The sequence below is a fragment of the Variovorax sp. SPNA7 genome (genome assembly GCF_033807855.1).
Lineage (GTDB): Bacteria > Pseudomonadota > Gammaproteobacteria > Burkholderiales > Burkholderiaceae_C > Variovorax > Variovorax beijingensis.
Genome location: NZ_CP138513.1, coordinates 4,187,447 through 4,212,239, shown reverse-complemented (window position 1 = coordinate 4,212,239; position 24,793 = coordinate 4,187,447). Strand labels below are relative to the sequence as shown.

Genomic DNA, 24,793 nt, shown 5'->3' with positions numbered 1-24,793 from the left:
TTTTGGCTGCGCTGCCAGCGCGCCGCGGAGGAGGGCGGTAGCATCCCGCGCATGAAAAAAATCCAACTCGGCCAGAGCGACCTGCACGTCACCCCCATCTGCCTGGGCACCATGACCTTCGGCGAACAGGTGGACGAGCCCACGTCCCACGCCATCCTGAGCCGCTCGCTCGAGCGCGGCGTCGACTTCATCGACACGGCCGAGATGTACTCGGTGCCCACGCGGCAGGAAACCTACAGCATCACCGAAACCATCATCGGCAACTGGTTTGCGGCCAACCCCGGTGCGCGGCAGAAGCTCGTGCTCGCCACCAAGGTGGCCGGCCCGCTGCGCAACACGCCGTGGGTGCGCGAAGGCGTGGGCATGACGGCGGCCGACATCGTGGCCTCGTGCAACGCGAGCCTCAAGCGGCTGAAGACCGACGTCATCGACCTCTACCAGATCCACTGGCCCGAGCGCCACGTGCCGGCCTTCGGCAACATCTACTACGACCCGGCCAAGGAGGTCTCGCAGACGCCGATTCTCGATCAGCTCGAAGCCCTCGGCGGCCTGGTGAAGGCCGGCAAGGTGCGCGCGATCGGACTGTCGAACGAAACGCCCTATGGCGTGCACGAGTTCGTGCGGCTGGCCGAGCAGCACGGGCTGCCGCGCGTGGCCACGGTGCAGAACGTCTACAACCTGGCGAGCCGCGGCGTCGAGAACGGCCTGGACGAGACGATGCACCGGCTGGGCGTGTCGCTGCTGGCCTATTCGCCGCTGGCCTACGGCCTGCTCACCGGCAAGTACGACCAGAGCGGCATCACCGGGCCCGATGCGCCCCAGGCCGCGCGCATCACGCGCTACGAATCGGTGCGCAAGCTGCGCTGGGGCCGCCCCGATGCGCTGAAGGCCGCGCGCCTGTACAACCAGCTCGCGCGCGACAACAGCCTCACGCCCGCGCAGCTTGCGCTGGCGTTCTGCTACACCAAGTGGCAGGTGGCGAGCACGATCCTCGGCGTGACGACGGTGGCACAGCTCGACGAAGACATCGATGCCTACGGCACCACGCTCTCGCCCGAGGTGCTGGCCGAGATCGACAGGATCCGGTGGGAGATCCGGGACCCGGCGGCGTGAGCAAGAATAAAAATTCCCACGTTTCCGAAACCCCCGCGACGCAGTTGCTGCGCGCGAACCTGGTCGCCTTCACCGAGCATCCGTACGAGTACCTGGAGCACGGCGGCGCCCAGCACAGCGCCGCCGTGCTGGGCCTGGACCCCTTCACGGTGGTGAAGACGCTGGTGATGCAGGACCAGGACGCCAGGCCGCTGATCGTGCTGATGCACGGCAACCGCACGGTGTCGACCAAGAACCTCGCGCGGCAGATCGGCGCCAAGTCGGTCGAGCCCTGCAAGCCCGAGGTCGCGCAGCGCCACAGCGGCTACATGGTGGGCGGCACCTCGCCCTTCGGCACGCGGCGCCAGATGCCGGTGTACATCGAGTCGACCATCCTCGAGCTGCCGAGGATCGCGATCAACGGCGGGCGGCGCGGCTACCTCGTGGGCATCGGCCCGCAGGTGTGCGTCGCCTTGCTCGGCGCCACGCCGGTGCAGTGCGCGCTGGCAGAATAGCCGGCGCGGCGCAGTCCGGCCCGGGCCGGCGCCGCCGAACAAGAACAACCATTTCCTCCCCGCGGAGCGCCGCCTTGAGCTTTCACCTGCCGTCTTTCATCGCCATCGTGGCTTCGTACCTGATCGGCTCGCTGTCCTTTGCGGTCATCGTGAGCAAGGCGCTCGGCATGGCCGATCCGCGCAGCTACGGCAGCGGCAATCCGGGTGCCACCAACGTGCTGCGCTCGGGCAACAAGGGCGCGGCGCTGGCCACGCTGCTGCTCGATGCGCTCAAGGGCTGGCTGCCGGTGTTCCTGATCCGCCATTTCGGCGCGCAGTGGGGCCTGGGCGAAGGCGTGGCCGCGCTGGCGGGCCTGGCGGCCTTCCTGGGCCACCTCTACCCTGTGTTCTTCGGCTTCCAGGGCGGCAAGGGCGTGGCCACGGCGGCCGGCGTGCTGGTGGGCATCGCGCCCTGGCTGGGGCTGGCCACCGGCGCCACCTGGCTGATCATCGCGGTGTTCTTCCGCTATTCGTCGCTGTCGTCGCTGGTGGCGGCCTTCTTTGCGCCGGCCTATTACCTGCTGGGCGGAAACATTGCGTGGCCGCTCGACCGCACGGTGCTGATTGCGATCATCATCATGAGTCTGCTGCTGGTCTGGCGGCACCGCGAAAACATCCGCCGGCTCGCGGCCGGCACGGAGTCGAAACTCGGCTCGAAGAAAAAGGCTTGATAAACACCATGGCATCCATTACCCGCTTCCACGTCGGCCCGCGCCTGTCCGAGACGGCCGTGCACAACGGCACCATCTACCTCGCGGGCCAGGTGCCCGACGACACCACGCAGGACATCCGCGGCCAGACCTCCCAGGTGCTGGCCATGGTCGACCGCCTGCTGGCCGAGGCCGGCAGCGACAAGTCGCGCATCCTCATGACGCAGATCTTCCTGGCCGACATCACCGACATCACGGCCATGAACGAGGTGTGGGATGCGTGGATTCCCGCCGGCAACACCCCGCCGCGCGCGACGGTGCAGGCCAAGATGGCCAATGCGGCCTACAAGATCGAAATCGTGGTCACGGCCGCCCAGGCCTGACGCGGACCGTCAATAGCGTTTCTCCAGGACCATCTGGTCCGCGTCGCGGCGCATCGAGAAACGGTTGATGAAGCTGTTGCCCAGCAGCACGAAGGGCATGGGCTGCGGCGAGACGATGGCGTCGATATCGTAGACCTCGACATCGCCCACGCGCACCGAGCGCAGCCGCAGCCTGTAGCCGCTGGACATGCCGTTGGCGGTGCTGATCTGGATGCGCTGCCCCTTGCTGTAGTCCAGCCCGATGCGCTGGGCGTCGTCGGCCGACAGGGCGATGGACGTGGCGCCCGTGTCGAGCATGAAGGTGACGGGGCGGCCGTTGATGGCGCCCTGCGTCATGAAATGGCCGCGGCTGTCGGCCGGCAGCACGATGCGGCTGCCGCCGCCGGTGCCTCCCCCGCCGCCGATGCTGACTGGCGTGTCCATGCGCAGGTTGACGCGCTTGCCCTCGAGTTCGACCACCGCCTGCTCGGCCTGCAGCGACACCAGCTTCACGCCCTGGAAAGTCTCGCCGACCGCCACGGTCTTGGGCGGCGCGCCGTTCACGATCAGGATCGCGCGGCTGCCGATGGTGCCGGTCAGCATCACGGAGCTGGCCGCATGCGCCCCTGCAGCGGCAGCCAGGAGCTGCGCTGCGACGACGAGGGCTTTCATTCGCGGCTCAGTCGCGGAAGTTGTTGAAGGACAGCGGCATGTCGGGCACGTCCTTCTTGATGAGTGCCATGGCCGCCTGCAGGTCGTCGCGCTTGGCGCCGGTGATGCGCACCGCGTCGCCCTGGATGGCGGCCTGCACCTTGAGCTTGCTGTCCTTGATGATGCGGGTGATCTTCTTGGCCTGCTCGGATTCGATGCCGCTCTTCACCTTGATGACCTGCTTGACCTTGTCGCCGCCGATCTTCTGAACGTCGCCCTTGTCGAGGAAGCGCACGTCGACGCTGCGCTTGGTGAGCTTGGCGCGCAGGATGTCCTCGACCTGCACGAGCTGGAACTCGGCGTCGCCGATCATGGTGATTTCCTTGTCCTTGAGCTCGACGGCGGCGGCCGTGCCCTTGAAATCGAAGCGCGTTGCGATTTCCTTGGCGGTGTTTTCGACCGCATTCTTCACTTCGGGCAGATTGGGCTCGCAGACGGTATCGAAAGACGGCATGGGCTCTCCTGAATTCACGGGTGCTGGATGCGACAATTCTCCCATGATCGTGGAGAACAACGTCCCGCTGCAGCCGTACAACAGCTTCGGCATCGTCGCGCGCGCGCAGAACCTCGTGCGCATCGCCAGCGAGGCGGACGTGACCGAGCTGCGGGCCGACCCCCGCTGGCGCGATGCGCCGCGCTTCGTGTTGGGCGGCGGCAGCAACATCGTGCTCACCGGCGATGTCAAGCCGCTGGTGCTGAAGGTCGAGATCAAGGGGCTGCGGCTGGTCGAGGAAACCCCGCGCGCCTGGATCGTGGAGGCCGGCGCGGGCGAAATCTGGCACGACGCGGTGCAGTGGATGCTCGAGCACGGCTATCCGGGGCTGGAGAACCTGGCGCTGATCCCGGGCACGGTGGGCGGTGCGCCGGTGCAGAACATCGGCGCCTACGGCGTCGAGCTGCAGGACCGCTTCGATTCGCTCGACGCCATCGACCTGGACACCGGGCGCAGCTTCACGCTCGACGCCGCGCAGTGCGCCTTCGGCTACCGCGACTCGGTGTTCAAGCATGTGCGAAGCGGCCCCAACGATTTCGGCCTGTCGGGCCGGGCGCTGATCACCCGCGTGCGCTTCCGTCTGCCCAAGCCCTGGAAAGCCGTGGTGGGCTACCTCGACCTCGCGCGCAAGATGGAGGAAACTGGCAACTTCACGCCCAGCGCCACCGACGTGTTCGACTGGGTCTGCGCCATCCGCCGCGCCAAGCTGCCCGACTGGCGCGTGCTCGGCAACGCCGGCAGCTTCTTCAAGAACCCCACGGTCACGCCCGAGCAGTGCGCCGACATCATTGCGCGCGACCCCAAGATCGTGCACTACCCGATGGACGACGGCAGCATCAAGCTCGCGGCCGGCTGGCTCATCGATGCCTGCGGCTGGAAGGGCAAGTCGGTCGGCAATGCCGGCGTCTACGAACGGCAGGCGCTGGTGCTGGTGAACCGCGGCGGCCTCGAGAACCCGGTCACGGGCGGCGAGGTCATGACCCTGGCCAAGGCCATCCAGACCAGCGTGTACGAGCGTTTCGGCATCCGGCTGGAGCCGGAGCCGGTGGTCGTCTGACTGCATGGATCTCGACTTCCTTCACCTGAATTTCCGCCGCCGCATCGGCGCGCTGCTATGGGCCCGGAGGGCGGTGCCGCTCATTGCGCTGATTGCGCTGTTCGTGGGCTCGCGCCGCTGGGGCTCGGTGGTGGCTGTGATTGTGGTGGCGCTGCTGTTTTCGGCGGTGCTCAAGTTCCTCGAAACCAGCTTGCGGCGCCAGTTCATTCGCGAGGCCCGGCTGCCGCCCTTCCTCGCCGGCAAGCTGCGCGCGGCCCATCCGGGGCTCAGCCAGCGCGACGCCGAACTGGTGCTGCGCGGGCTGCGCCAGTTCTTCATGGCGCACCTGCGCAGCGGCCGCAAGTTCGTCGCCATGCCGTCCAAGGTGGTCGACACGGCCTGGCACGAGTTCATCCTGCACACGCAGGGCTACCAGAACTGGTGCAAGGCGGCCTTCGGCGGCATGCTGCACCACAGCCCGGCCGAGGTGCTGGGCAAGGACCCGAAGCGCAACGACGGCCTGCGCCGCAGCTGGTACTGGGCCTGCAAGGAAGAAAGCATCGATCCGCGCACGCCGGTGCGCCTGCCGCTCCTGTTTGCGCTCGACGTGAAGTTCGGCATTCCGGGCGGGTTCGACTATGTGCCCGACTGCAGGGCCGTCGACCGGCACGCCGGCTCCGGCGCCCATTGCGGCACCAGCTTCGGCGATTCCTCGTCGGATGGCGGCGGCGCGGGCGATGCCGGCGGCTTCGGCGGCAGCGAATCGAGCGGCGGCAGCGGCGATGGCGGCAGCGGGGGAGGGGATTCCTCCGGCGGCTGCGGTGGCGGGTGTGGCGGAGGCGGCGGCGGCGATTGACCGACCGCCGACCGCGCATGGCGCGCCAATGCAAACGGGCCCGCGAGGGCCCGTTTGCATTGGAGGAAGCGCGCTGGCTTACTTGGTCTCGTCGTCGTTCGAGAGCCGCGGCACCGAGGTGCCCTGGCCCGGCGACAGCAGCCCGGTGCGGGTGTAGATCGCGAGCTTCTCGCGCGTGTCGACGATGTCGAGGTTGCGCATCGTGAGCTGGCCGATGCGGTCCAGCGGCGTGAACGCGCCCGCGACCTTCTCCATGCTCAGGCGCTCGGGCTGGTACGTGAGGTTGGGCGAGACGGTGTTGAGAATCGAATAGTCGTTGCCGCGGCGCAGCTCGATCGTCACTTCGCCGGTGATGGCGCGCGCCACCCAGCGCTGTGCGGTCTCGCGCAGCATGATGGCCTGCGGGTCGAACCAGCGGCCCTGGTAGAGCAGGCGGCCGAGCTTGCGGCCGTGGTCGCGGTACTGCTCGATGGTGTCTTCGTTGTGGATGCCGGTCACCAGGCGCTCGTAGGCGATGAACAGCAGCGCAAGGCCCGGAGCCTCGTAGATGCCGCGGCTCTTGGCCTCGATGATGCGGTTCTCGATCTGGTCGCTCATGCCCAGGCCGTGGCGGCCGCCGATGCGGTTGGCTTCGAGGATCAGGTCGACGAGGTTCGCGTGCTCGACGCCATTCAGGGCGACCGGGCGGCCTTCCTCGAAGCGCACGCTGACGGTTTCGCGCTTCACCTCGACTTCGTCCTTCCAGAACGCCACGCCCATGATCGGCTGCACGATCTGCATGCCGCTGTCGAGGTTCTCCAGGTCCTTGGCCTCGTGCGTGGCGCCGAGCATGTTGGAGTCGGTGCTGTAGGCCTTCTCGGCCGACATCTTGTAGCCGAAGCCGGCCTTGGTCATGAACGCCGACATCTCGGCCCGGCCGCCGAGCTCGTCGATGAACAGCTGGTCGAGCCAGGGCTTGTAGATCTTGAGGTTCGGGTTGGTGAGCAGGCCGTAGCGGTAGAAGCGCTCGATGTCGTTGCCCTTGTAGGTGCTGCCGTCGCCCCAGATGTGGACGTCGTCTTCCTTCATGGCCGACACCAGCATGGTGCCGGTCACCGCGCGGCCGAGCGGCGTGGTGTTGAAGTAGGTGACGCCGGCGGTGGTGACGTGGAAGGCGCCGGCCTGCAGCGCGGCGATGCCTTCGTTGGCGAGCTGCGCGCGGCAGTCGATCAGGCGCGCGTTCTCGGCGCCGTAGAGCATCGCCTTGCGCGGGATCTCGTCGTAGTCGGGCTCGTCGGGCTGGCCGAGGTTGGCGGTGTAGGCGTAGGGAATCGCGCCCTTCAGCTTCATCCAGTGCAGTGCCGCACTGGTGTCCAGGCCGCCCGAAAAGGCAATGCCGACCTTCTGGCCGGCGGGAACGTTTTGGAGAATGGTCGACATGTGGGTGTTCCGTTTGTGGTGGCGCTGTTCAATGACTCATGGCGCCGGTGGCGCGCTCCGTGCCGGGGATACCGTGGAACCGGCTTTGCCGGGCCACTGGTATCGCCCCCTGCAAGGGGGTTGGCGAAGCGACACGAAGTGCGCGAAGCTTGGGGGTTTATCCAAAGTGGCAGATGTAGCTGTAGGGCTCGCCAGTGACCCGGATCTGGAAGCTCGAATTGCCCGGCACGCTGAACTTCTGGCCGGCGCCCGAGGCGATCCATTCGGTGGTTCCCGCCAGCTGGTATTCGCAGCTGCCGGCGGTGCCTTCCATGATCTCGGGCGCGCCGGTGTTGAAGGTCAGGGTGGACGGAAGGATCACGCCGACCGATTTCCTGGTGCCGTCGGCCAGCGTGAGGCTGTGGCTCACGCACTTGCCGTCGAAATACACATTGGCCTTGGTCGCCACTGCGGCGCTGTTGAGAGTGTCGGTAGTCGTCGTCATTGGATGGCGCCGGCGCATGCGCGGTCGGCTTGTCGAGGACGCGCCACCGCGGCGGCGCACCCCTTTGGGATTGGAAAAGTCCTCGATTTTAGGGCTTGGCGGGCACCAGCCGTCTCCCGCCCCTCGCTTGCGCGCGCTTCAGCGCCAGTGGCGATGGCCCCATCCGCCGCGATAGCCGCCGCCCCAGCCCCTGGAGTAGCCGAGGTTCAGCGAGATGCCGACCGGCGGGTAGACGTACGGCTGCGCATAGGGATAGGCGTAGCCCGGCTGCACATACACCGGCGGCGCATAGACGGGCGCCGGTTGCACATAGACGGGCGCGGGCCGCACGTACACCGGCGCGGCCGGCGCATTGGAGACCACCACGCCAGGTTCGGGCACGACGTTGTCCCAGGCCGAGCCGCCTGGCTGCGCGTATTGCGGCTGCTGCTGTTGGTACTGCTGTTGGCCGCTGTTGTTGGCCTCGACCGGGTAGGGCTGCAACTGCGGCTGCGGCGTGACCGGCGACGTCGTCACGCCATAGGCATTGACCTCGACCGGGATGGTGGCGCCCGGCCGGCTGTCGGTGCGGGTCGTGTACTGGCGGCCGTTGTATTCGTAGGTAACGTTGTAGCTGACGTCGCTGCCGGTCGTCTCGCGGAGCGGGGTCGCGGAAATCACCCGGGCCTGGACCACTTGCTGGGCCTGCACCACGCCGGCGCCCGTCGCCAGCAGGCCGGCCACGGAAAGACCCGCAAGGGTGCGAAAAACGTGCTTGTTCATGGTGTTCTCTCCTGCAGATCGAGGTTGGAGGCCGGCCGGCGAGGCGGGGTTCCGGCGTTTACACGGCGTTCACGGAGGCCCACGCTTCGGCGTCGAACCCCGTCGTAACGCCGGTTTTCGGCCCCCAGTTGACCACCGGCCGCTTGATCAGGCTCGGGTTGGCCAGCAGCACGGCCCGCGCCGAAGCGGCGTCGACCACCGCGTTGCGGGTGGCTTCGTCGAGCTTGCGCCAGGTGGTGCCGCGGCGGTTGACCAGCGCCTCCCAGCCGGGCTTCTTGAGCCACTGGTCGAGCTCGGCCTCGGGCACGCCCTGTTTCTTGAAGTCATGGAAGGTGTAGGCGACGCCGTGGTCGTCGAGCCAGCTGCGGGCGCGCTTGACGGTGTCGCAGTTCGGAATGCCGTAGAGGGTTGTCATGGACGCCAATGATGCCGATAAAACGTGGGGCGCCGGGCGCTTTGCGGGTCGGCGACAATGCCGGGCTCCATGGAAACCCTTAACGACTGGCTCGCACGCGCCGAGCAACTCCATCCGAAGAACATCGAGCTCGGCCTCGACCGCGCCAAGGAAATGGCCGCCCGGATGGGCCTGCGCTTCGACTGCCCGGTGATCACCGTGGCCGGCACCAATGGCAAGGGCTCGACCTGCGCCATGCTCGAATCGATCCTCACGCATGCCGGCTACCGCACGGCGGTGTTCACGTCGCCGCACCTGGTGCGCTTCGAGGAACGGCTGCGGCTGGCGGGCGAAACGGTCGATGCTTCCAAACTGATAGCAAACTTCGAGGCGGTGGAAGTGGCCCGGGGCGACATGCCCCTGACGTACTTCGAGTTCACCACGCTGGGCATCCTGCGCTGCATGATCGAAGAGAAGCCGGACGTGGCCATTCTCGAAGTCGGCCTTGGCGGCCGGCTCGATGCGGTCAACATCATCGACACCGACTGCGCGGTCATCACCAGCATCGACCTCGACCACATGGACTACCTGGGGCCCGACCGCGAAAGCATCGGCTTCGAGAAGGCCGGCATCATGCGCGCGGGCAAGCCGGCCATCGTGAGCGATCCGATGCCGCCGCAAAGCGTGATCGACCATGCGGCAGCCATCGGCGCCGACCTCTGGCGCTTCGGGCACGATTTCAATGTGTCGGGCGACAAGCAGCAGTGGGGCTGGTCGGGCCGCGGACGGCGCTACAGCGGGCTGGCCTATCCCGCGCTGCGCGGTGCCAACCAGCTGCTCAATGCGGCGGGCGTGCTTGCGGCGCTCGAAGCGCTGCGGCCCCGGCTGCCGATCACCGCGCAGGCGGTGCGCACGGGGCTCGCGATGGTCGAGCTGCCGGGCCGCTTCCAGATCGTTCCGGGCGAGCCCACGCTGGTGCTCGACGTGGCGCACAACGCCCATGCGGTCGCGGCGCTGGCCGAGAACCTCGACGCGATGGGTTTCTACCCCACCACGCACGGCGTGTTCGGCGTCATGGCCGACAAGGACCTGGCCCCGATCCTCGCGCGCATCGGCCCGATGATCGACCGCTGGTACTTCACCGACCTGCCGACCCAGCGCGCCGCCAAGGCCGGCGATCTGCTCGCGAGCTGGCAGGCGCAGAACACGCGCACCGACGTGTCCGGCAGCGTGCACGCGGACCCGATGGAGGCGCTGCGCGCAGCCATCGAGCACGCGGACCCCGCTGATAGAATCGTGGTCTTCGGATCGTTCTTCACCGTGGGTGGCGTGCTGGAGCATGGCACTCCGCGGCTGCAAGCCAAACACCTGCTGCCCGGCGGCTGATTGCCGGCCCGTCCGCACCACCTGGCACACACCTCGCTGCACTCCTTCAGGGATCGAACTCCATGGCGTTTTTCAAGTTCCGCACGCGCGGCCAGCAAGGCAACGAAGGACGCAGCGCACCGGCCGCCGTCCCCGCGGAAAGTGTCGAAACCATGCGTCGCCGTGCGCGCCACCGGCTGGTGGGCGCGGCGGTCCTGGTGCTGCTTGGCGTGATCGGATTTCCGCTGCTGTTCGACACCCAGCCGCGCCCGGTCGCGGTCGACATTCCCATCGAAATTCCCGACCGCAACAAGGTCAAGCCATTGCCCGTGCCCGCCACGCCGGCACCCGCCGCACCGACCACCAGCGCGGCCGACCCCGGAGCCCGCGTGGCGGCGGCGCCGTCCACCGGCGGCGGCATGATCACCGAGAGCGCCGACGGCACCGAAATAACCGATCCCGGCAAGCCTGCGGCCAGCACGCCTGCGGCCGAGACCCGGCCCGCGGCCGAAGCCAAGCCGGAGCGCAAGCCCGAGCCAAAGCCGGAACCCAAACCCGAGCCCAAGCCGGAACCCAAACCCGAGCCGAAGCCCAAGCCCGAAGCCAAGCCGGAAGCCAAACCCGAACCCAAGCCCGCGGCCCCCAAACCGGCCTCGGCCGACGACGGCAACCGCGCGCGCGCCCTGCTCGAAGGCAAGCCGTCCAACACCAGCACCAAGCCTGCCGCGGCCGAAGACAGCGGCCGCTTCGTGGTGCAGGTCGGCGCCTTTGCCGATGCCGACAAGGCCCGCGAAGTGCGGCAGAAACTCGAGAAGGCCGGCCTCAAGACCTATGTGCACGTGGCCAAGACGGCCGATGGCGAGCGCACGCGTGTGCGTGTCGGCCCGTTCGGCTCGCGTGCCGAGGCGGACAAGGCCGCCGAGAAGGTCAAGGGCTTGTCTTTGTCGGCCGCCATCCTCACGTTGTAGTAGCCATCGTCCGCCGCCGTGGCCCTGCTCGACTGGATCGCCGTCACGCTCGTCGTCGTGTCGATGCTGTTCGGCCTCATGCGGGGCCTGGTGTTCGAGGTGATTTCGCTGGCGGGCTGGGTGGCTGCATTCATCGCCGCCCAGTGGCTGGCGTCGGATGTGGCGGGCTGGCTGCCGTTCGGCGACCCGCAGGCCACCTGGCGCTATCCGCTGGCCTTCGTGCTGGTGTTCGTCGGGGTGGCGTTCGGCGTGGGCCTGGTGGCTGCGCTGACGCGAAAGCTGATTGCGGCTGTCGGCCTCAGGCCGGTGGACCGGATATTGGGTGGGGCCTTCGGAGCGGCGCGGGGTGCGGTTGCCCTGCTCGTGCTGGCGGTCATTGTTCATTTGCTGGCGTTGAGCGACCGTGCCTGGTGGCACGAATCGCACAGCGCCAATGTTCTCGATGCGGCATTGCAGGGCCTGAAACCCGCGCTGCCTGAAAAGTTGGCAAGCTACCTGCCCTGAGAGGAATCGTTCATGTGTGGAATCGTCGGCGTTGTCAGCAACGCACCCGTCAATCAGCTGCTTTATGACGCCTTGCTGCTGCTGCAGCACCGCGGCCAGGATGCGGCCGGCATCGTCACCCTGCTGGAACGCAAGTTCTTCATGCACAAGGCCAAGGGCATGGTGCGCGACGTGTTCCGCACGCGCAACATGCGCGCGCTGCCGGGCAGCGTGGGCCTGGGCCAGGTGCGCTACCCGACCGCGGGCAACGCCTACAGCGAGGAAGAGGCGCAGCCCTTCTACGTGAACGCGCCCTTCGGCATTGTGCTGGTGCACAACGGCAACCTGACCAACGCGCATGCGCTGCGCTCGGAACTGTTCTCCACCGACCACCGCCACACCAACACCGAGAGCGACTCCGAAGTGCTGCTCAACGTGCTGGCCCACGAGATCGAGCGTTCCTCGCGCGGCGTGCCATTGCATCCGGCCGAGGTGTTTGCCGCCGTCAAGAACGTCTACAAGCGCCTGCGCGGCTCGTACGCCGTGGTCTCGCTGATCGCCGGCCACGGCCTGCTGGCCTTCCGCGACCCCTACGGCATCCGTCCGCTGTGCATGGGCCGCAGCGCCGACGGCACCGTGATGGTGGCGAGCGAATCGGTGGCGCTCGAAGGCTCGGGCCACGTGTTCGAGCGCAACATCGAGCCGGGCGAAGCGGTGTTCATCGACCTCGAAGGCAACGTGCACTCGATGCAGTGCGCCGAAGGGGCGACGCTCAACCCGTGCATCTTCGAATTCGTCTACCTCGCGCGGCCCGACTCGGTGCTCGACGGCATCTCGGTCTACCAGGCGCGGCTCAACCTGGGCGAAACGCTGGCCAAGCGCGTGGTGTCCACCGTGCCGCCGAACCAGATCGACGTCATCATTCCCATCCCCGAATCGAGCCGGCCGAGCGCCACGCAGCTCGCGCACCTCCTGGGCGTGCCGTACCGCGAAGGCTTCGTGAAGAACCGCTACGTGGGCCGCACCTTCATCATGCCGGGGCAGGGCGTGCGCAAGAAGTCGGTGCGCCAGAAGCTCAACGTGATTGCCAGCGAGTTCAAGGGCCGCAACGTGCTCCTGGTCGACGATTCCATCGTGCGCGGCACCACCAGCCGCGAGATCGTGCAGATGGCGCGCGACGCCGGTGCGCGCAAGGTCTACCTGGCCAGCGCGGCGCCGCCCGTGCGCTATCCCAACGTCTACGGCATCGACATGCCCACCAAGGACGAGCTGGTCGCGCACGACCGCACCGTCGAGCAGATCCGCGAGCTGATCGGCTGCGACGCGCTGATCTACCAGGACGTGGACGCCATGAAGCGCGCCATCGGCTCGCTCAACCCCAAGCTAGACGGCTTCGATGCCTCCTGCTTCGACGGCGTGTACGTGACCGGCGACATCGACACCGAAGCCATCTCGCGCATGAACGGCAACCGTCCGCGCGTCGAAGAGACCGAAGAAGATTCTTCGCGCCTGGCGCTTCCCAACCACAGCGAGTGAGAGTCGACGAAGTGACCGATGAACGAACCCTGCCGCCCGGACTGCACCGCGACACGCTCGCGCTGCGCACCGGCCTGGCGCCGAGCCAGCACGGCGAGCACTCCGAAGCGCTGTTCCTGACCAGCGGCTTCGTGCAGCCCGATGCCGAGACCTCGGCGCGCCGCTTTGCCGGCACCGAGCAGGGCTTTACCTACTCGCGCACTTCCAACCCCACCGTCACCAGCTTCGAGCAGCGCCTGGCCGCGCTCGAAGGCACGGAAGCCGCCATCGGCGCCTCCACCGGCATGGGCGCGATCCTCATGATGTGCATGGGCCTGCTCAAGGCCGGCGACCACGTGGTCTGCTCTCGCTCGGTGTTCGGCTCCACGCTCAACCTGTTCGGCAAGGAGTTTGCCAAGTTCGGCGTCGAGACCACCTTCGTCTCGCAGACCGACGTGGCCGAATGGCGCGCGGCCCTGAAGCCCAACACCAGGCTGCTGTTCGCCGAAACGCCGACCAACCCGCTGACCGAGGTGTGCGACATCCGGGCGCTGGCCGACCTGGCGCACGGCGCCGGCGCGCTGCTCGCGGTCGACAACTGCTTCTGCACGCCCGTGCTGCAGCGGCCGGCCGAACTGGGGGCCGACCTCATCATCCATTCGGGCACCAAGTACCTCGACGGCCAGGGCCGCGTGATGGCCGGCGCGATCTGCGGGCCGTCGAAACTCATCGTCGACGTGTTCGGCCCGGTGGTGCGCACCGCCGGCATGGCGCTCTCGCCGTTCAACGCGTGGGTGGTGCTCAAGGGCCTGGAGACGCTGGGCATCCGCATGCAGGCGCAGTGCGCCAACGCGCTGGCTGTCGCACAGTGGCTCGAAACGCAGCCCGGCATCGCACGCGTCTACTACCCCGGCCTGGCCTCGCATGCGCAGCACGAACTGGCCATGCGCCAGCAGTCGGGGCAGGGCGGGGCGGTGCTGTCGTTCGACGTGGTCGGCGACACGCCGGAGGCGGCGCGCGCCAATGCCTTCCACGTGATCAACAGCACGCGCGTGGTGAGCATTGCCACCAACCTCGGCGACACCAAGACCATCATCACGCACCCCGGCACCACCTCGCATGGCCGCCTGACCGAAGCACAGCGCCAGGCCGCCGGCATCAGCCAGGGGCTCATCCGCCTCGCGGTCGGCCTGGAGCACATCGACGACATCAAGGCCGACCTGCTGCGTGGCCTCGGCACCCTGAAATCCTGATTGATCCATGACCGGCAAAGTTCGCACCCGCATCGCTCCGTCTCCCACCGGCTTCCTTCACCTGGGCACGGCCCGCACCGCGCTTTACTCGTGGGCCTATGCACGCCATCACGGCGGCGAGTTCGTGCTGCGCATCGAGGACACCGACGTGGCCCGCTCCACGCAGGACTCGACCGACCAGATCCTCGCCTCGATGCACTGGCTCGGGCTGGACTACGACGAAGGCCCGATCTACCAGATGCAGCGCCTCGAGCGCTACCGCGAAGTCATCGCGCAGATGCTCGCGGCCGGCACGGCCTATCACTGCTACTGCACGCCGGCCGAGCTCGACGAAATGCGCGAGGCGCAGCGCGCGCGCGGCGAGAAGACCCTGTACGACCGCCGCTGGCGCCCCGAGCCCGGCAAGGTGCTGCCGCCCGTGCCCGAAGGCGTGCCGCCGGTGGTGCGCTTTTGCAACCCGCCCGAAGGCGACGTGACCTGGAACGACCTCGTCAAGGGCGAGATCACCATCAACAACCGCGAGATCGACGACCTCATCATCCTGCGGCCCGACGGTGTGCCCACCTATAACTTCGCGGTGGTGGTCGACGATTGGGACATGGCCATCACGCACGTGTTCCGCGGCGACGAGCACATCAACAACACGCCGTGGCAGATCAACATCTTCCGCGCGCTTGGCGCACCGCTGCCTGCGTTCGGCCACGTGCCGGTGATCCTGGGCGACGACGGGCAGAAGCTCTCCAAGCGCCGCGGCGCCGTGAGCGTCACAGCCTACGAAGAGAGCGGCTACCTGCCCGAAGCCATGCTCAACTACCTTGCGCGCCTGGGCTGGAGCCATGGCGACGACGAGCTCTTCACGCGCGAGCAGATGGTGAGCTGGTTCGACGGCTCGCACCTGTCGAAGAGCCCCGCGCAATGGGATGCGGCGAAGCTCGCATGGGTCAACGCGCAGTACATCAAGGCCAAGCCCGATGCGGAGCTTGCACCGCTCGTGGCCGTGCAGTTGAAAAAGCGCGGCATCGAGGCCGACGAGCGCCTGCCCGCCATCTGCGCGCTCTTCAAGGACCGCTGCGAAACCACGGTCGCGCTGGCCGACTGGGCCGCCGCGTTCTACGCGGACGTGGCGCCGAGCGAAGCCGATCTCGCGCAGCATGTCACCGATGCAGTGAAGCCCGTCATCGAAACGCTCGCCGAGAAGCTCGCGAGCGTGGCGTGGGAAAAAGTTTCGATCGCCGCGGCCATCAAGGAAGTCCTGGCCGCGCATTCGGTGAAAATGCCCGTGTTGGCCATGCCGGTTCGCGTCCTCCTGATGGGAACACCGCAGACGCCATCCCTCGATTCGGTGCTCGCGATCTTTTCTCGTGAAAAAGTTATCGAGCGTTTGAAAAGGGCCTGATTTTTCGGTCTATAATTTGAGGCTCGACAGCGACACAGGGTGATTCTGAAAAGAAAAGCCTGAAAGTCAAATGGGGGTATAGCTCAGCTGGGAGAGCGCTTGCATGGCATGCAAGAGGTCATCGGTTCGATCCCGTTTACCTCCACCATCAAAGTGTCGAGAAGATAAGTGCTGATCGCAGCACGGTTCCTAAGGTTTTGACCCTATCGTCTAGAGGCCTAGGACACCACCCTTTCACGGTGGCTACCGGGGTTCGAATCCCCGTAGGGTCGCCAGTTTCGCGCAAGTGAAGCAGGCACAAGTCGTCAGCACTTGGCTCCGCAAGGAGTGAACGTTGTCTACCAGGAGTGGTAGTTCAGTTGGTTAGAATACCGGCCTGTCACGCCGGGGGTCGCGGGTTCGAGTCCCGTCCACTCCGCCAGTCAAAGAACGGGTTGCATCAGAAATGGTGCAACCCGTTTTTCTTTGGGCTTCGCGCTAGGCATAAGAGCGCGCGATGCCGCTGACAGCCGAATCCCGGCTCCCGCCCAGCCGCGCCTGCAGGATGGCCAGGAGCGCCAGGACCGGCAGGGCCAGTTCCAGGATTTCCTCGAAGCTGAGCATCAGGTAGCCGCGAAAGGCCGCAGAAGCAGAGCCAGCGGTGAACAGGTCTGGCCGCTGTCCTGCGAGGGAAGCGGGCAGCTGGTCGAGGATGATCGCGGCCCCGATGACCGCGGCGAAGGTCAGCAAGGTCGTGGCTTCGGGCCGCCATTGCCGCCAGGCGCGCATCGCACGGCTTGCGGACCAGGCGCGCCTGGCCAGCCACCCGGCCGCGATGGCGAGGGGCGCGAGGGCGGCCATCGCAGCAAGAATGCGCGAGAGCGGCGCTTCCAGCAGGCTGGTGCCCAGATGCGCAAGATGCCAATCCGCCTCCCGGGCTGCGAAGGCAAGAAGCAGGACGCAGATGGCCAGCCGGTCCGGCCGCGAGAGAAACGCCACGCGAACCGTCAAGACGCAGAACACCGCGGCCAGGTACAGGAGAACCGTGCTTTTCTCGACGGGCCCGTTTTCCTCCAGCACCTCCAGTCCGATCGCCTGCGGCGTGTTCAAGCCGACCCAGGTGGCGGCGAAGACGAACAACAGCACCAGGCATGGCCCGGCCCTGCCGTCGGCCAAGGCGCGCAACGGCCGCGCCAGGGTTGCCGCAGCCTGGGGCGCGAGCCTCGGCGCAATCGCCTGCATCGCAAACAGCGCCGCGGCAATGGCCGCACCCAGCAGCGCACCTGCCGCGACATCGAACGGAAAATGAATGCCGACATGGATGCGAGCCCAGCCCGTGGCCACGGCGGCGGCAAGAATGACGAGCCCGACGTCGCGCATCGAGCGTCGCAGCAGCAGCATGAAGGCCATGGTGAACATCACCGAAGCGTGCGTGCTGGGCAGCCCCGCGCGCAGGCCGTGGGGAACGTGCGCAGGGCTCAGCCCCATCATGAAGGGACGAGGCATGCCCACGGAGGCAGCGATCTCCTGCGAGATCAGGGAAGCCGCTCCGCCGGCGGCCAGCACCGCCAGCACGCAAGGCCGCTGCGCCGCGCGGCGCCATGCGGCCCAGGCAAGAACCGCTGCACATGCCCACGACGAACCCAGCGCGATGGCCGATGCCAGCTGGAGCACCGCGGGCGATGGAGAAAAGCCCGCCGCAAGTGCATCGAAGAGGGCGAGATTCAGCGGATGCATCCTTTTTGATTCACTTTCCTTGCGGGTCGAGTCGTCCACGCGAACGACGTGGCGTGCATCGTAAAACGACCTTCGCCAGTGGGTGTGACACGACGCTTCTTCGGTCTCGGTCAATCGATGCGGTCGACGCCGCACCAGCGCGCCATGAACACCGCCAGCACGGCGGTCACCTGCACCAGGCTGTCGATGGAAACCCACTCGTCGATGCCGTGGATGCTGGAGCCCGTGGGGCCATAGCAGACCGCCGGCGTCTGCCCATAGATGTTGAAGAACTTCGCGTCCGTCGTGCCCGTGAAGGCCGTGGGTTCGAGTGCCTGCCCGACGATGTCCTGGTGGCACTTCGAGAGTTCGGTGACGATCGGCGAATCCAGGTCGAGGTCGAAGCCGTCGGCCTGGAAGCCTTCGTAGATCAGCCGGTAGCGCAGGCTCTCGCGGGCCGGATGCGCGGCGTAGGCAGCAGCCAGCACGGCCTCGACTTCGGCCTTGGCGCGGGCTACGTTCATGTCGGGATAGAAGCCGATGCGAATGTCGCTGCGGCAGGCCGAGGGCACCGACGAAGCCCATTCGCCGCCCTGGATCTTTCCGAGGTTGAAGTTGATCGGATGCGCGTGATGCGCGTAGCTGCGATAGCGATTGGCGGGCTCGTTCCAGCGCTGCTCGAGCTTCTTGAGTTCAGAGAAAAGGTACAGCGAGAAGTCGATCGCGCCGACACCGGTCTGGGCCACCGAGGCATGCACCGGCTTGCCCAGCACCTCGAGCGCGAACCACAGCACGCCCATCTGGCAGGTCATCACGCCGCCGAGCGGTTCCGGGATGATGGCCGCGTCGGCGCGATAGCCCTCGACCAGGCAGGCCAGCGCACCGTTGCCCGTGCACTCCTCTTCCACCACCGACTGAAAATACACCGGCGATGCCGGTTCGAGCCCGAGCGACTGCAGCGCCGCATACGCCATCGTGTAGGCCACAATGCCGGCCTTCATGTCGGCCGCGCCGCGGCCGTAGAGCCGGTCTCCCTCGATCACGGGTTGGAAGGGCGGGTGCTTCCAGAGCAGTTCGGCGCCGGTCGGCACCACGTCGATGTGGCCGTTGAAGATCAGCGACCGGCCCTTCTGCGGCCCGCGGGGCTGATGAACGCCCACGACGTTGGTGCGCCCGTCGTACGGGACGATGGAGGGCGAGTAGCCCGGGTGCTGGCGGATCTTCTGCTCGTCGATCTCGAACTGGTGCACGCGCAGGCCCAGCTTCGCGAAGGACTCGGCCATGAAGGCCTGCGCGCCTTGCTCATGTCCCAGCAGCGAAGGATGCGCAACGAGCTGCTCGAGCATTCGAACGGCCGGCTCGCGCAGCGCATGGGCGGCCTCCACGATGGCGGCTTCGCTGATCGGGTCTGCGGTGGAGTTGGGCATGGAGTCGGGGTCGCCTGCGTTGGCGGCGCTGGAAGAAGGAGATTCATTCTTCCACGCCGCGCAGGCGCCGCCCCGGCAATGCCCTAGAAGTCCAGCTTGGCGCTCAGGCTGAAGGTGCGCGGATCGCCGGGCTTGATGTAGTTGTCGTACTGGTATTCCCAGTAGCGCCTGTTCGTCAGGTTGTTCACCGCCACGCGGAAGGTGGTGTCGTGCCCGTGGATGCGCGTGGCGTAGCTTGCGCCGATGTTGGCGATGGCATAGCCGGGAAGCTTCAGCCGGTTCGCCGCATTGAGCATGGTGCTGCCCGTGTACTTGGCGTCGGCCGAGAGTTTCAGGCCCGGCACCTGCGGCACCGCATACGACACCTGCGCCGTGGCCACGAAGTTCGGCGCGCCCGCCACGCGGTTGCCGATGTTCTCGGCGCCGCGCCGGTACGAGGTGTCGAGGAACATCAGGTTGCCGCCGATCTGCCACTGCGATCCGAGGCGCGTGGACGCGGCCAGTTCCAGGCCCTGGTAGATCGACTGGCCGTCCCGCACCAGCACGTTGGCGCTGTTGGCGTACTCGGCGCCGCGCTCGATGCGGAACAGCGCGGCGGTTGCGCTCCAGCGCTCGCGGTCGGTCTTGATGCCCAGTTCGTACTGCTTGCTCTTGAGCGGCTTGAGCAGTTCGCCTTCGTTCGCGTAGAGGTTGCCGACCGAGCTGCCCTGCTCGAGCGATTCGACATAGCTCGTGTAGAGCGTGGTGTCGGGGGCGGGCTTGAACATCAGCGCCAGCGTCGGCGTCACCACGCCCTTCTTGGCGTACCCGGAGGTCTTGACGCCGTCGGTGCCGTAGCCGCGCTGTTCGTAGTTGGTGCTGCGCAGGCCGGCCAGCACCGACCAGCGGTCCGACAGCTTCATGGTGTCGCTCGCGAAGACCGCGCGCTGCGTGATGTCGCTGTTGCGGTAGAGCGCGAGGTCGGTCGTGCTGGCGTACGCGTTGGTGTTCTGCCCGAAGATGCTGCCGGTGCCGATCCACTGGTAGACGCTGTTGCTGCTGTAATCGTTGACCTGCTTCTGCCACGATGCGCCCAGCGTCAGCTGGTGCTCGATGCTGCCGGTGCGCAGCTTGCCCTCGGCCATGGCCTGCCACTGGTCGAAGCGATGGCCCTCGCGGGTGTCGGAGCGGTAGTCGTCGTAGCTGCCGCTCGCATCCTGCAGATAGAGGATGCCTTCGTTGCGGCTGCGCTTGGAGGTGCTGTGGCTGTAGCTGGTGCTCAGCGTCCAGTCGGGCGTCAGCTTGTACTGCAGGCCCGTCGAGTAGAGCTGCAGATCCGTGGTGAGGTGCTGCCCGGGGCCCACGAGCTTCTGGTCGTCCTCGCGGATCGTGGCGGGCAGGCGCGTGCCGGTATAGGCGCTGGTGACGATCGACGGCGTCTGGTCCGTGGACTTGCGCTTCTGGTAGAGCGCGTCGAAGGTCCAGGTCAGGTCGCGCGTCAGCCTGGCGTCGAGCGCCAGCGACACCGAATCGCGGCGGATCCCGCCGTCGTTGAAGGTCTTGCCTTCCTCGTGCGTGGCATTGAGCCGGTAGCCGAAGCGGTCGTCCGCGCCGAAACGCCCGCCCAGGTCGAGATGCTCGCTCCAGATGCTGCTGGACTTGTAGCCGATATCGATGCTCCTCACGGGCTGGTCGGTCGGCTTCTTGGTCACGTAGTTCACGATGCCGCCCGGCGAGCCGAAGCCGTACATGAAGCCCGACGATCCCTTGAGCAGTTCGATCTGCTCGAAGTGCTCGTAGGGCAGCGTGATGGCGTAGCTGAGAAAGGGCTTGCCGTCCATCCGGTAGCCGTTCTGCCAGTCCAGCGGCAGGCCGCGCACGGTGATGTAGCTGGCCCAGCTGCTGTAGGCGCCGCTGTTGTCGGAGACCGAGGCATCGAGCGCGAACACGTCGCCCAGCTTGGACACCTGTCGCTCCGCCAGGTCTTCGCTCCTGACCACGGTGGTGGAAAAGGGCGTTTCAAGCTGCGTGCGCGCGCCCAGGGCGCCGCTGCTCACCTTGGCGCCGAGGTGCTGGGACGTGGTCTCTTCCGCGGCGGTGGCCGTGACCGTCGGCAACGCGGCGGCTGCCTTGTCCGTGGCCTCCTGGGCATGGGCGCGGCCGCTCTGGGCGGCTGCGCACAGGACCAGCAGCGTGGCGCCGGTGCCCAGGCCGAGCGTCGAGCTTTTGAAGGAGGGGAGGGAGGCGGTTCCTGGTGCCGGGCGAGCGGCGGCTGGCGCAGCGCCCTTGAGTCTTGCGTTCAACAATTGCTATCTCTGGGAGTAAATAACAATCATTATCATTCACGAGTTAGGAGGAATCTTGCAGAACTTTCGGAGGATGCGGGGTTTTCCGGCGCGTCAACGCAGCAGGCCGGCCACCATGTTGGCTGCGCCCTGGTAGTTCTCGCGCGCATGGCGGCGCTCGAATTCATGCAGCCGCGCAGCGAGCCCGGCTTGCTGCGCCGTCACGCCCGCCGGCAGTGCACGCACGGCCGACGCCTGCGCCAGCGCATGCGCCAGATCCCTGGCCATGTGCTGCGAAAGCGGCCAGCCGGCGCCCAAGGGCTCCAGCCGCCAGTCGGCCCAGTCATGGATGCGGAAGCTGCCATCCTCTTCCCTGAAGATGGCGTTGCTGGAGAGATGGGGCTGTATCAGCTGCAGCGGCATGGCCTGCATCGCCTGCACGAAGGAGGGCCAGGCGAGCCGCAGCGACTCGATGGCGTCCGCTTGCGCCTTGTCGGCGGCGGCTTCCCGCAGCGCGTCGAAGCGGATGTGCGGGAGTCGCTCCGGCAGAAGGGCGCGCGAGCGGCGATAGCGCTCGACAAGGCCGGCCGGCGGCTCGAACCCCATCAGCCGGGCGCGCAATGCCGAGACGCCCTGCGCATATTCCGCTCCGTTCGTGCGCCGCGATTGCGTGTTCCAGCGCATCAAGTGGCAGGCAAAGCCGTTCACGCGCGTCTTGCCGAGCCATTCGAAGGCGGGCAGTCCGGCCGCGCCAAGGTCCAGCAGATCGGCTTCCTGTTGCGCTGCCGCGTCGCGTGCGTGATCGAAGAGCTTGAAGAGAAAGCCATGGTTCGAGGCAGCCCCGTCGTCGTGCAGCTTCACGAACAGTGCCTTGATGTTGCCGGCACCCAGGGTCCGGGTCTGCACGTCCAGCCGCATGCCTTCGAGCGGCAGGCCGAGCTGCGAGTGGAGGACCTCGCGCATCCATTGCTCGCGCCGGGCCGGCTCCAGCAGCTCGTCGAAGGGGCTGCGAACCGCCGCGGGTGCCTGCCACCGCACGTCGGGCAGGAAGAGCGCGCGAACCTGGCTGCGCTGCCTGTCGAGCGCGGCGAAATGAAGCACCACGAAAGCGATCTGCTGCAGCGCCTGGCGCAGAAGAATCAGCGCCACCAGCACCACCAGGAGCGGCGGCAGCGCATCGCGCCAGTATTGCCACACCACGATGGCCAGCGCGCAGAAGAACCCGCCTTGCACGAACCCGCCCATCAGGCGGTTGAGCGAATCGCGCACGCCGTGCGCGAGGCTTGGCCGCCACGCGATGGCGCCGTGCAAGGCCAACGGCACGAGGCCGCACCACAGCAGCGCCGCCAGCAGCATGGCGGGGTACAGGGCGGCCAATGCCATCATGGCCAGGCCGGCGAACACCAGGGCCGCGGCGCTGCGCAGCAGGCGTTGATAGGCCTGCCGTGCGGTCTTCGACTGGTTGTTGAAGAGGCCCGTTTTCTCGCTGGCCTGCCATTGCTTTTGCGCGCCGTGCTCGCACAGCCAGTCGATGAGTTTTTCGGCCGCCAGATGCAGCACATAGGCCGCGACGATGGCGCCGCCGACGACCAGCACCTGGGTCTTCTGCGGCATGTGGGAAAGGGCCCGCGGCAGCAGCGTGGGCCCCTGGGAACCGGTCAGCATGACGACCAGCTTCCACGGCAGCCAGAGCGTCATCAGCAGGCTCAGCTGCGATGCGAGGACCGTTCCCACGACCAGGACCACATGGCCGGGCGTGTGTGCCAGCAGGATGCGGTAGACCGGCAGGCATGAGCGCACGGCGCGCAGCATGGCGGGGTAGACCCCGGCAGGCCGGTCAGGTGCCTCGACCGCGACGCCCATCAGTGCAGGGCCTGGCGCGGCCTGGAAGGTGCAGACAAGGCGTCTCGCGAGTGGTTCATGGCGGCTTCGCTGGAGGTGGTTCCGGCCGGCCGGGACTCATCCGTTGCAGGGGGTGGCGTGGCGGCGCGCCAGTATGCCATCGGCCATGCCGGGCGGCCGATCGGCCCATCGTTCTTCGATGGCTCGACTTCGCGTAGGCCGTTTTCCCAAGTCGGCTTCAGCGGTATTTTGCGGTCTTAGCATGAGTGTTCGAACAGGCCGCCGGGGCCGCGAAAGAAAGCGCCTCGGCCTTTCCATCGTTCCAGCCAGCAAAGGAGAGCGTCATGCGATCCATCCAGTTCCGAAGCCTTGCGCTCGCGTGTGCCGTTGCAGTGGGCGGCGCCGCGGTGGTGGGCTGCACCACCACGCGGCCCCAGGACCAGGCCAGCACCACTTCAACGCGTGCATCGATCGATGCCCAGGTCGACGCCGCATTGTCCAAGCTGTACGACACGGTCAAGGGCTCGCGCGAGGTTGTTGCCTCATCCAGCGGCGTGCTGGTGTTTCCCGCCGTGGTCGGCGCCAGCATGGGCATCGGTGCCGAATACGGCCGGGGGGCGCTGCGCGTGAACGGGCGCACGCAGGCCTACTACAGCACCACCGCGGGCTCGATCGGCTTCCAGGCCGGCGCGCAGTCGAAGGCCGTGATCTATGTGTTCACCACGCAGGCCGCGCTCGACAAGTTCCGCAACAGCAGGGGATGGACGGCAGGCGCCGATGCCACCGTGGCCGCCGCAACCATCGGCGCGAATGGCAGCATCGACACCAACACGCTGCGCCAGCCCGTGGTCGGCTTCGTGCTGACCAACGTGGGGCTCGAGGCGGGCGTTTCGCTGTCGGGCGCGAAGATCACAGAGATCCGGCTGTAGCCAGCTGAGCCCGCAGTTCGGCGAGTTGCCTGCGCAGGCTCTCGTTCTCGGCCGTCAATTCGGCCACGCGCCGTTCCAGCATTTGAACGGCGTCGGGCTGCTGCCCCGCGGATTGATCGGATGCATCCGATTCGCCCGATTCCTCGCGCGGCTTGCGCTTGGCCTCACGAACCCGCTTGGCGGCCTGCTTGAGTTCGTCCTTGCCCGCGTTCGCCGCCGACACCTGCTCTTCGGCAGGCAGGCTGGCCACGGCCGCTGCCGTGTTGATGGAGATCACACCCGACTTCACGGCCGCCACCAGTTCGGGCGCGGCCTGCTTCTGGATCTTCTCGATCATCACGACCTGGTTGCTGCTCAGGCGCGCGGCCCTTGCGATGGCTTCGCGACTGCTCAAGGGGGCGGGCGGGGGCAGGGCCGCGGTGCTCTCGGCAGGCGACTCGGCAACGGGCGTGTCGGCGTCGAAGGGCGCGTCGTCGTCCGGCCGAGCCGCTTCGGCCAGCGCACGCGCACGGCGCTCGTCGACGATGTCCTTCTTTCTGAGCGCCAGCACGCCGCGCAGGAAGTCCGAGATGCTGCGCCGGCCAAGGTGCTGGTCGATCATCCACAGGTGCACGTCCTCGATGGTCTTGAAGCGCGTGTTCTGTACCGTCTGGAACGGCAGCCCGTGCTTCTGGCAGATGCCGTAGCGGTTGTGGCCGTCCACCAGCACATCGCCCCACAGCACCAGCGCGTCGCGGCAGCCTTCGGTGAGGATGCTGCGTTCCAGCGCTTCGTGCTCCTCCGGAGTCAATGGATCGATATAGGCTTTGAGTTCTTCGTTGACGACGATGTTCATGGGGACGG

The 24,793-nt window shown here is 67.2% G+C and carries 24 protein-coding genes and 3 tRNA genes; 16 read left to right on the top strand and 11 right to left on the bottom strand.

Going from position 1 to position 24,793, the window contains the following annotated elements:
* The first annotated feature begins 51 nt into the window (after positions 1–51).
* The 4 genes from RZE77_RS19715 (at position 52) to RZE77_RS19700 (ending at position 2,679) form a co-directional block, all read left to right on the top strand.
* Complete coding sequence (locus RZE77_RS19715; protein WP_319438891.1) at positions 52–1,113, top strand: aldo/keto reductase; 1,062 nt, start codon at positions 52–54, stop codon at positions 1,111–1,113.
* Positions 1,110–1,607: an aminoacyl-tRNA deacylase gene (locus RZE77_RS19710; RefSeq protein WP_319438890.1), complete on the top strand. Its 498-nt coding sequence runs from the start codon at positions 1,110–1,112 to the stop codon at positions 1,605–1,607. Before RZE77_RS19715 ends, RZE77_RS19710 begins: the two co-directional genes overlap by 4 nt.
* 74 nt (positions 1,608–1,681) lie before the next feature.
* On the top strand, positions 1,682–2,317 hold the full coding sequence (plsY, locus tag RZE77_RS19705) for a glycerol-3-phosphate 1-O-acyltransferase PlsY (protein WP_015866550.1): 636 nt from the start codon (positions 1,682–1,684) through the stop codon (positions 2,315–2,317).
* 8 nt (positions 2,318–2,325) lie between these two features.
* Complete coding sequence (locus tag RZE77_RS19700; protein WP_124956067.1) at positions 2,326–2,679, top strand: RidA family protein; 354 nt, start codon at positions 2,326–2,328, stop codon at positions 2,677–2,679.
* A gap of 9 nt (positions 2,680–2,688) precedes the next feature.
* On the opposite strand, the gene RZE77_RS19695 is transcribed toward RZE77_RS19700, so the two are convergent.
* Together RZE77_RS19695 and RZE77_RS19690 are read right to left on the bottom strand one after the other, a co-directional pair.
* A complete protein-coding gene (locus RZE77_RS19695) occupies positions 2,689–3,330 on the bottom strand; it encodes a retropepsin-like aspartic protease family protein (RefSeq protein WP_319427111.1) in 642 nt (213 codons plus the stop codon).
* 7 nt (positions 3,331–3,337) lie between these two features.
* A complete protein-coding gene (locus tag RZE77_RS19690) occupies positions 3,338–3,823 on the bottom strand; it encodes a YajQ family cyclic di-GMP-binding protein (protein ID WP_015866547.1) in 486 nt (161 codons plus the stop codon).
* A gap of 43 nt (positions 3,824–3,866) precedes the next feature.
* On the opposite strand from RZE77_RS19690, the gene murB reads away from it, so the two are divergent.
* On the top strand, positions 3,867–4,919 hold the full coding sequence (murB, locus tag RZE77_RS19685) for a UDP-N-acetylmuramate dehydrogenase (protein WP_319438889.1): 1,053 nt from the start codon (positions 3,867–3,869) through the stop codon (positions 4,917–4,919).
* Between the two features lie 4 nt (positions 4,920–4,923).
* A complete protein-coding gene (locus tag RZE77_RS19680; protein WP_319438888.1) occupies positions 4,924–5,754 on the top strand; it encodes a glycine-rich domain-containing protein in 831 nt (276 codons plus the stop codon).
* A 78-nt stretch (positions 5,755–5,832) separates the two neighbouring features.
* Here the strand turns inward: RZE77_RS19680 and argG are convergent, their stop codons facing one another.
* From argG to RZE77_RS19660, 4 genes are all read right to left on the bottom strand, one after another.
* On the bottom strand, positions 5,833–7,173 hold the full coding sequence (gene argG / locus RZE77_RS19675) for an argininosuccinate synthase (protein ID WP_319438887.1): 1,341 nt from the start codon (positions 7,171–7,173) through the stop codon (positions 5,833–5,835).
* Between the two features lie 157 nt (positions 7,174–7,330).
* The gene (gene ppnP, locus RZE77_RS19670; protein WP_015866543.1) at positions 7,331–7,657 is read right to left on the bottom strand and encodes a pyrimidine/purine nucleoside phosphorylase; all 327 of its coding nucleotides are present in this window, start codon (positions 7,655–7,657) and stop codon (positions 7,331–7,333) included.
* A gap of 138 nt (positions 7,658–7,795) precedes the next feature.
* Entirely contained in the window at positions 7,796–8,419 is a 624-nt protein-coding gene (locus tag RZE77_RS19665) for a hypothetical protein (protein WP_319438886.1), read from the bottom strand.
* 58 nt (positions 8,420–8,477) lie between these two features.
* A complete protein-coding gene (locus tag RZE77_RS19660) occupies positions 8,478–8,834 on the bottom strand; it encodes an ArsC family reductase (RefSeq protein ID WP_319438885.1) in 357 nt (118 codons plus the stop codon).
* A 57-nt stretch (positions 8,835–8,891) separates the two neighbouring features.
* Here RZE77_RS19660 and folC point away from each other — a divergent pair, with 57 nt between their 5' ends.
* From folC to RZE77_RS19615, 9 genes are all read left to right on the top strand, one after another.
* Positions 8,892–10,199 (top strand): bifunctional tetrahydrofolate synthase/dihydrofolate synthase, encoded by a 1,308-nt coding sequence (folC, locus tag RZE77_RS19655; RefSeq protein ID WP_319438884.1) that lies wholly within the window; start codon positions 8,892–8,894, stop codon positions 10,197–10,199.
* Positions 10,200–10,261: 62 nt separating this feature from the next.
* Positions 10,262–11,146, top strand: a complete 885-nt coding sequence (locus RZE77_RS19650) for an SPOR domain-containing protein (protein ID WP_319438883.1) — start codon at positions 10,262–10,264, stop codon at positions 11,144–11,146.
* 18 nt (positions 11,147–11,164) lie between these two features.
* Positions 11,165–11,650, top strand: a complete 486-nt coding sequence (locus RZE77_RS19645; RefSeq protein WP_319438882.1) for a CvpA family protein — start codon at positions 11,165–11,167, stop codon at positions 11,648–11,650.
* 12 nt (positions 11,651–11,662) lie between these two features.
* On the top strand, positions 11,663–13,165 hold the full coding sequence (purF, locus tag RZE77_RS19640; RefSeq protein ID WP_015866537.1) for an amidophosphoribosyltransferase: 1,503 nt from the start codon (positions 11,663–11,665) through the stop codon (positions 13,163–13,165).
* A gap of 11 nt (positions 13,166–13,176) precedes the next feature.
* Positions 13,177–14,397 (top strand): O-succinylhomoserine sulfhydrylase, encoded by a 1,221-nt coding sequence (locus RZE77_RS19635; protein WP_278877849.1) that lies wholly within the window; start codon positions 13,177–13,179, stop codon positions 14,395–14,397.
* A 7-nt stretch (positions 14,398–14,404) separates the two neighbouring features.
* The gene (gene gltX, locus RZE77_RS19630) at positions 14,405–15,793 is read left to right on the top strand and encodes a glutamate--tRNA ligase (protein WP_319438881.1); all 1,389 of its coding nucleotides are present in this window, start codon (positions 14,405–14,407) and stop codon (positions 15,791–15,793) included.
* A gap of 72 nt (positions 15,794–15,865) precedes the next feature.
* Positions 15,866–15,941: transfer RNA gene (locus RZE77_RS19625), tRNA-Ala, on the top strand.
* Between the two features lie 51 nt (positions 15,942–15,992).
* Positions 15,993–16,068: transfer RNA gene (locus tag RZE77_RS19620), tRNA-Glu, on the top strand.
* A gap of 69 nt (positions 16,069–16,137) precedes the next feature.
* Positions 16,138–16,214: transfer RNA gene (locus RZE77_RS19615), tRNA-Asp, on the top strand.
* A 56-nt stretch (positions 16,215–16,270) separates the two neighbouring features.
* On the opposite strand, the gene RZE77_RS19610 is transcribed toward RZE77_RS19615, so the two are convergent.
* The 4 genes from RZE77_RS19610 to RZE77_RS19595 all read right to left on the bottom strand — a co-directional run bounded on the left by RZE77_RS19610 (position 16,271) and on the right by RZE77_RS19595 (position 23,042).
* Positions 16,271–17,623 (bottom strand): phosphatase PAP2 family protein, encoded by a 1,353-nt coding sequence (locus RZE77_RS19610; protein WP_319438880.1) that lies wholly within the window; start codon positions 17,621–17,623, stop codon positions 16,271–16,273.
* Positions 17,620–18,915 (bottom strand): ArgE/DapE family deacylase, encoded by a 1,296-nt coding sequence (locus RZE77_RS19605; RefSeq protein WP_319438879.1) that lies wholly within the window; start codon positions 18,913–18,915, stop codon positions 17,620–17,622. The genes RZE77_RS19610 and RZE77_RS19605 overlap by 4 nt, the downstream gene beginning before the upstream one ends.
* 83 nt (positions 18,916–18,998) lie before the next feature.
* Positions 18,999–21,104 (bottom strand): TonB-dependent siderophore receptor, encoded by a 2,106-nt coding sequence (locus RZE77_RS19600; protein WP_405547637.1) that lies wholly within the window; start codon positions 21,102–21,104, stop codon positions 18,999–19,001.
* A 189-nt stretch (positions 21,105–21,293) separates the two neighbouring features.
* Positions 21,294–23,042 (bottom strand): hypothetical protein, encoded by a 1,749-nt coding sequence (locus tag RZE77_RS19595; RefSeq protein ID WP_319438878.1) that lies wholly within the window; start codon positions 23,040–23,042, stop codon positions 21,294–21,296.
* A 323-nt stretch (positions 23,043–23,365) separates the two neighbouring features.
* Here RZE77_RS19595 and RZE77_RS19590 point away from each other — a divergent pair, with 323 nt between their 5' ends.
* Positions 23,366–23,950 (top strand): BPSL1445 family SYLF domain-containing lipoprotein, encoded by a 585-nt coding sequence (locus RZE77_RS19590; protein WP_319438877.1) that lies wholly within the window; start codon positions 23,366–23,368, stop codon positions 23,948–23,950.
* On the opposite strand, the gene RZE77_RS19585 is transcribed toward RZE77_RS19590, so the two are convergent.
* Positions 23,931–24,785 (bottom strand): plasmid replication/partition related protein, encoded by an 855-nt coding sequence (locus RZE77_RS19585; protein WP_319438876.1) that lies wholly within the window; start codon positions 24,783–24,785, stop codon positions 23,931–23,933. The genes RZE77_RS19590 and RZE77_RS19585 overlap by 20 nt on opposite strands.
* Positions 24,786–24,793: the final 8 nt, after the last annotated feature.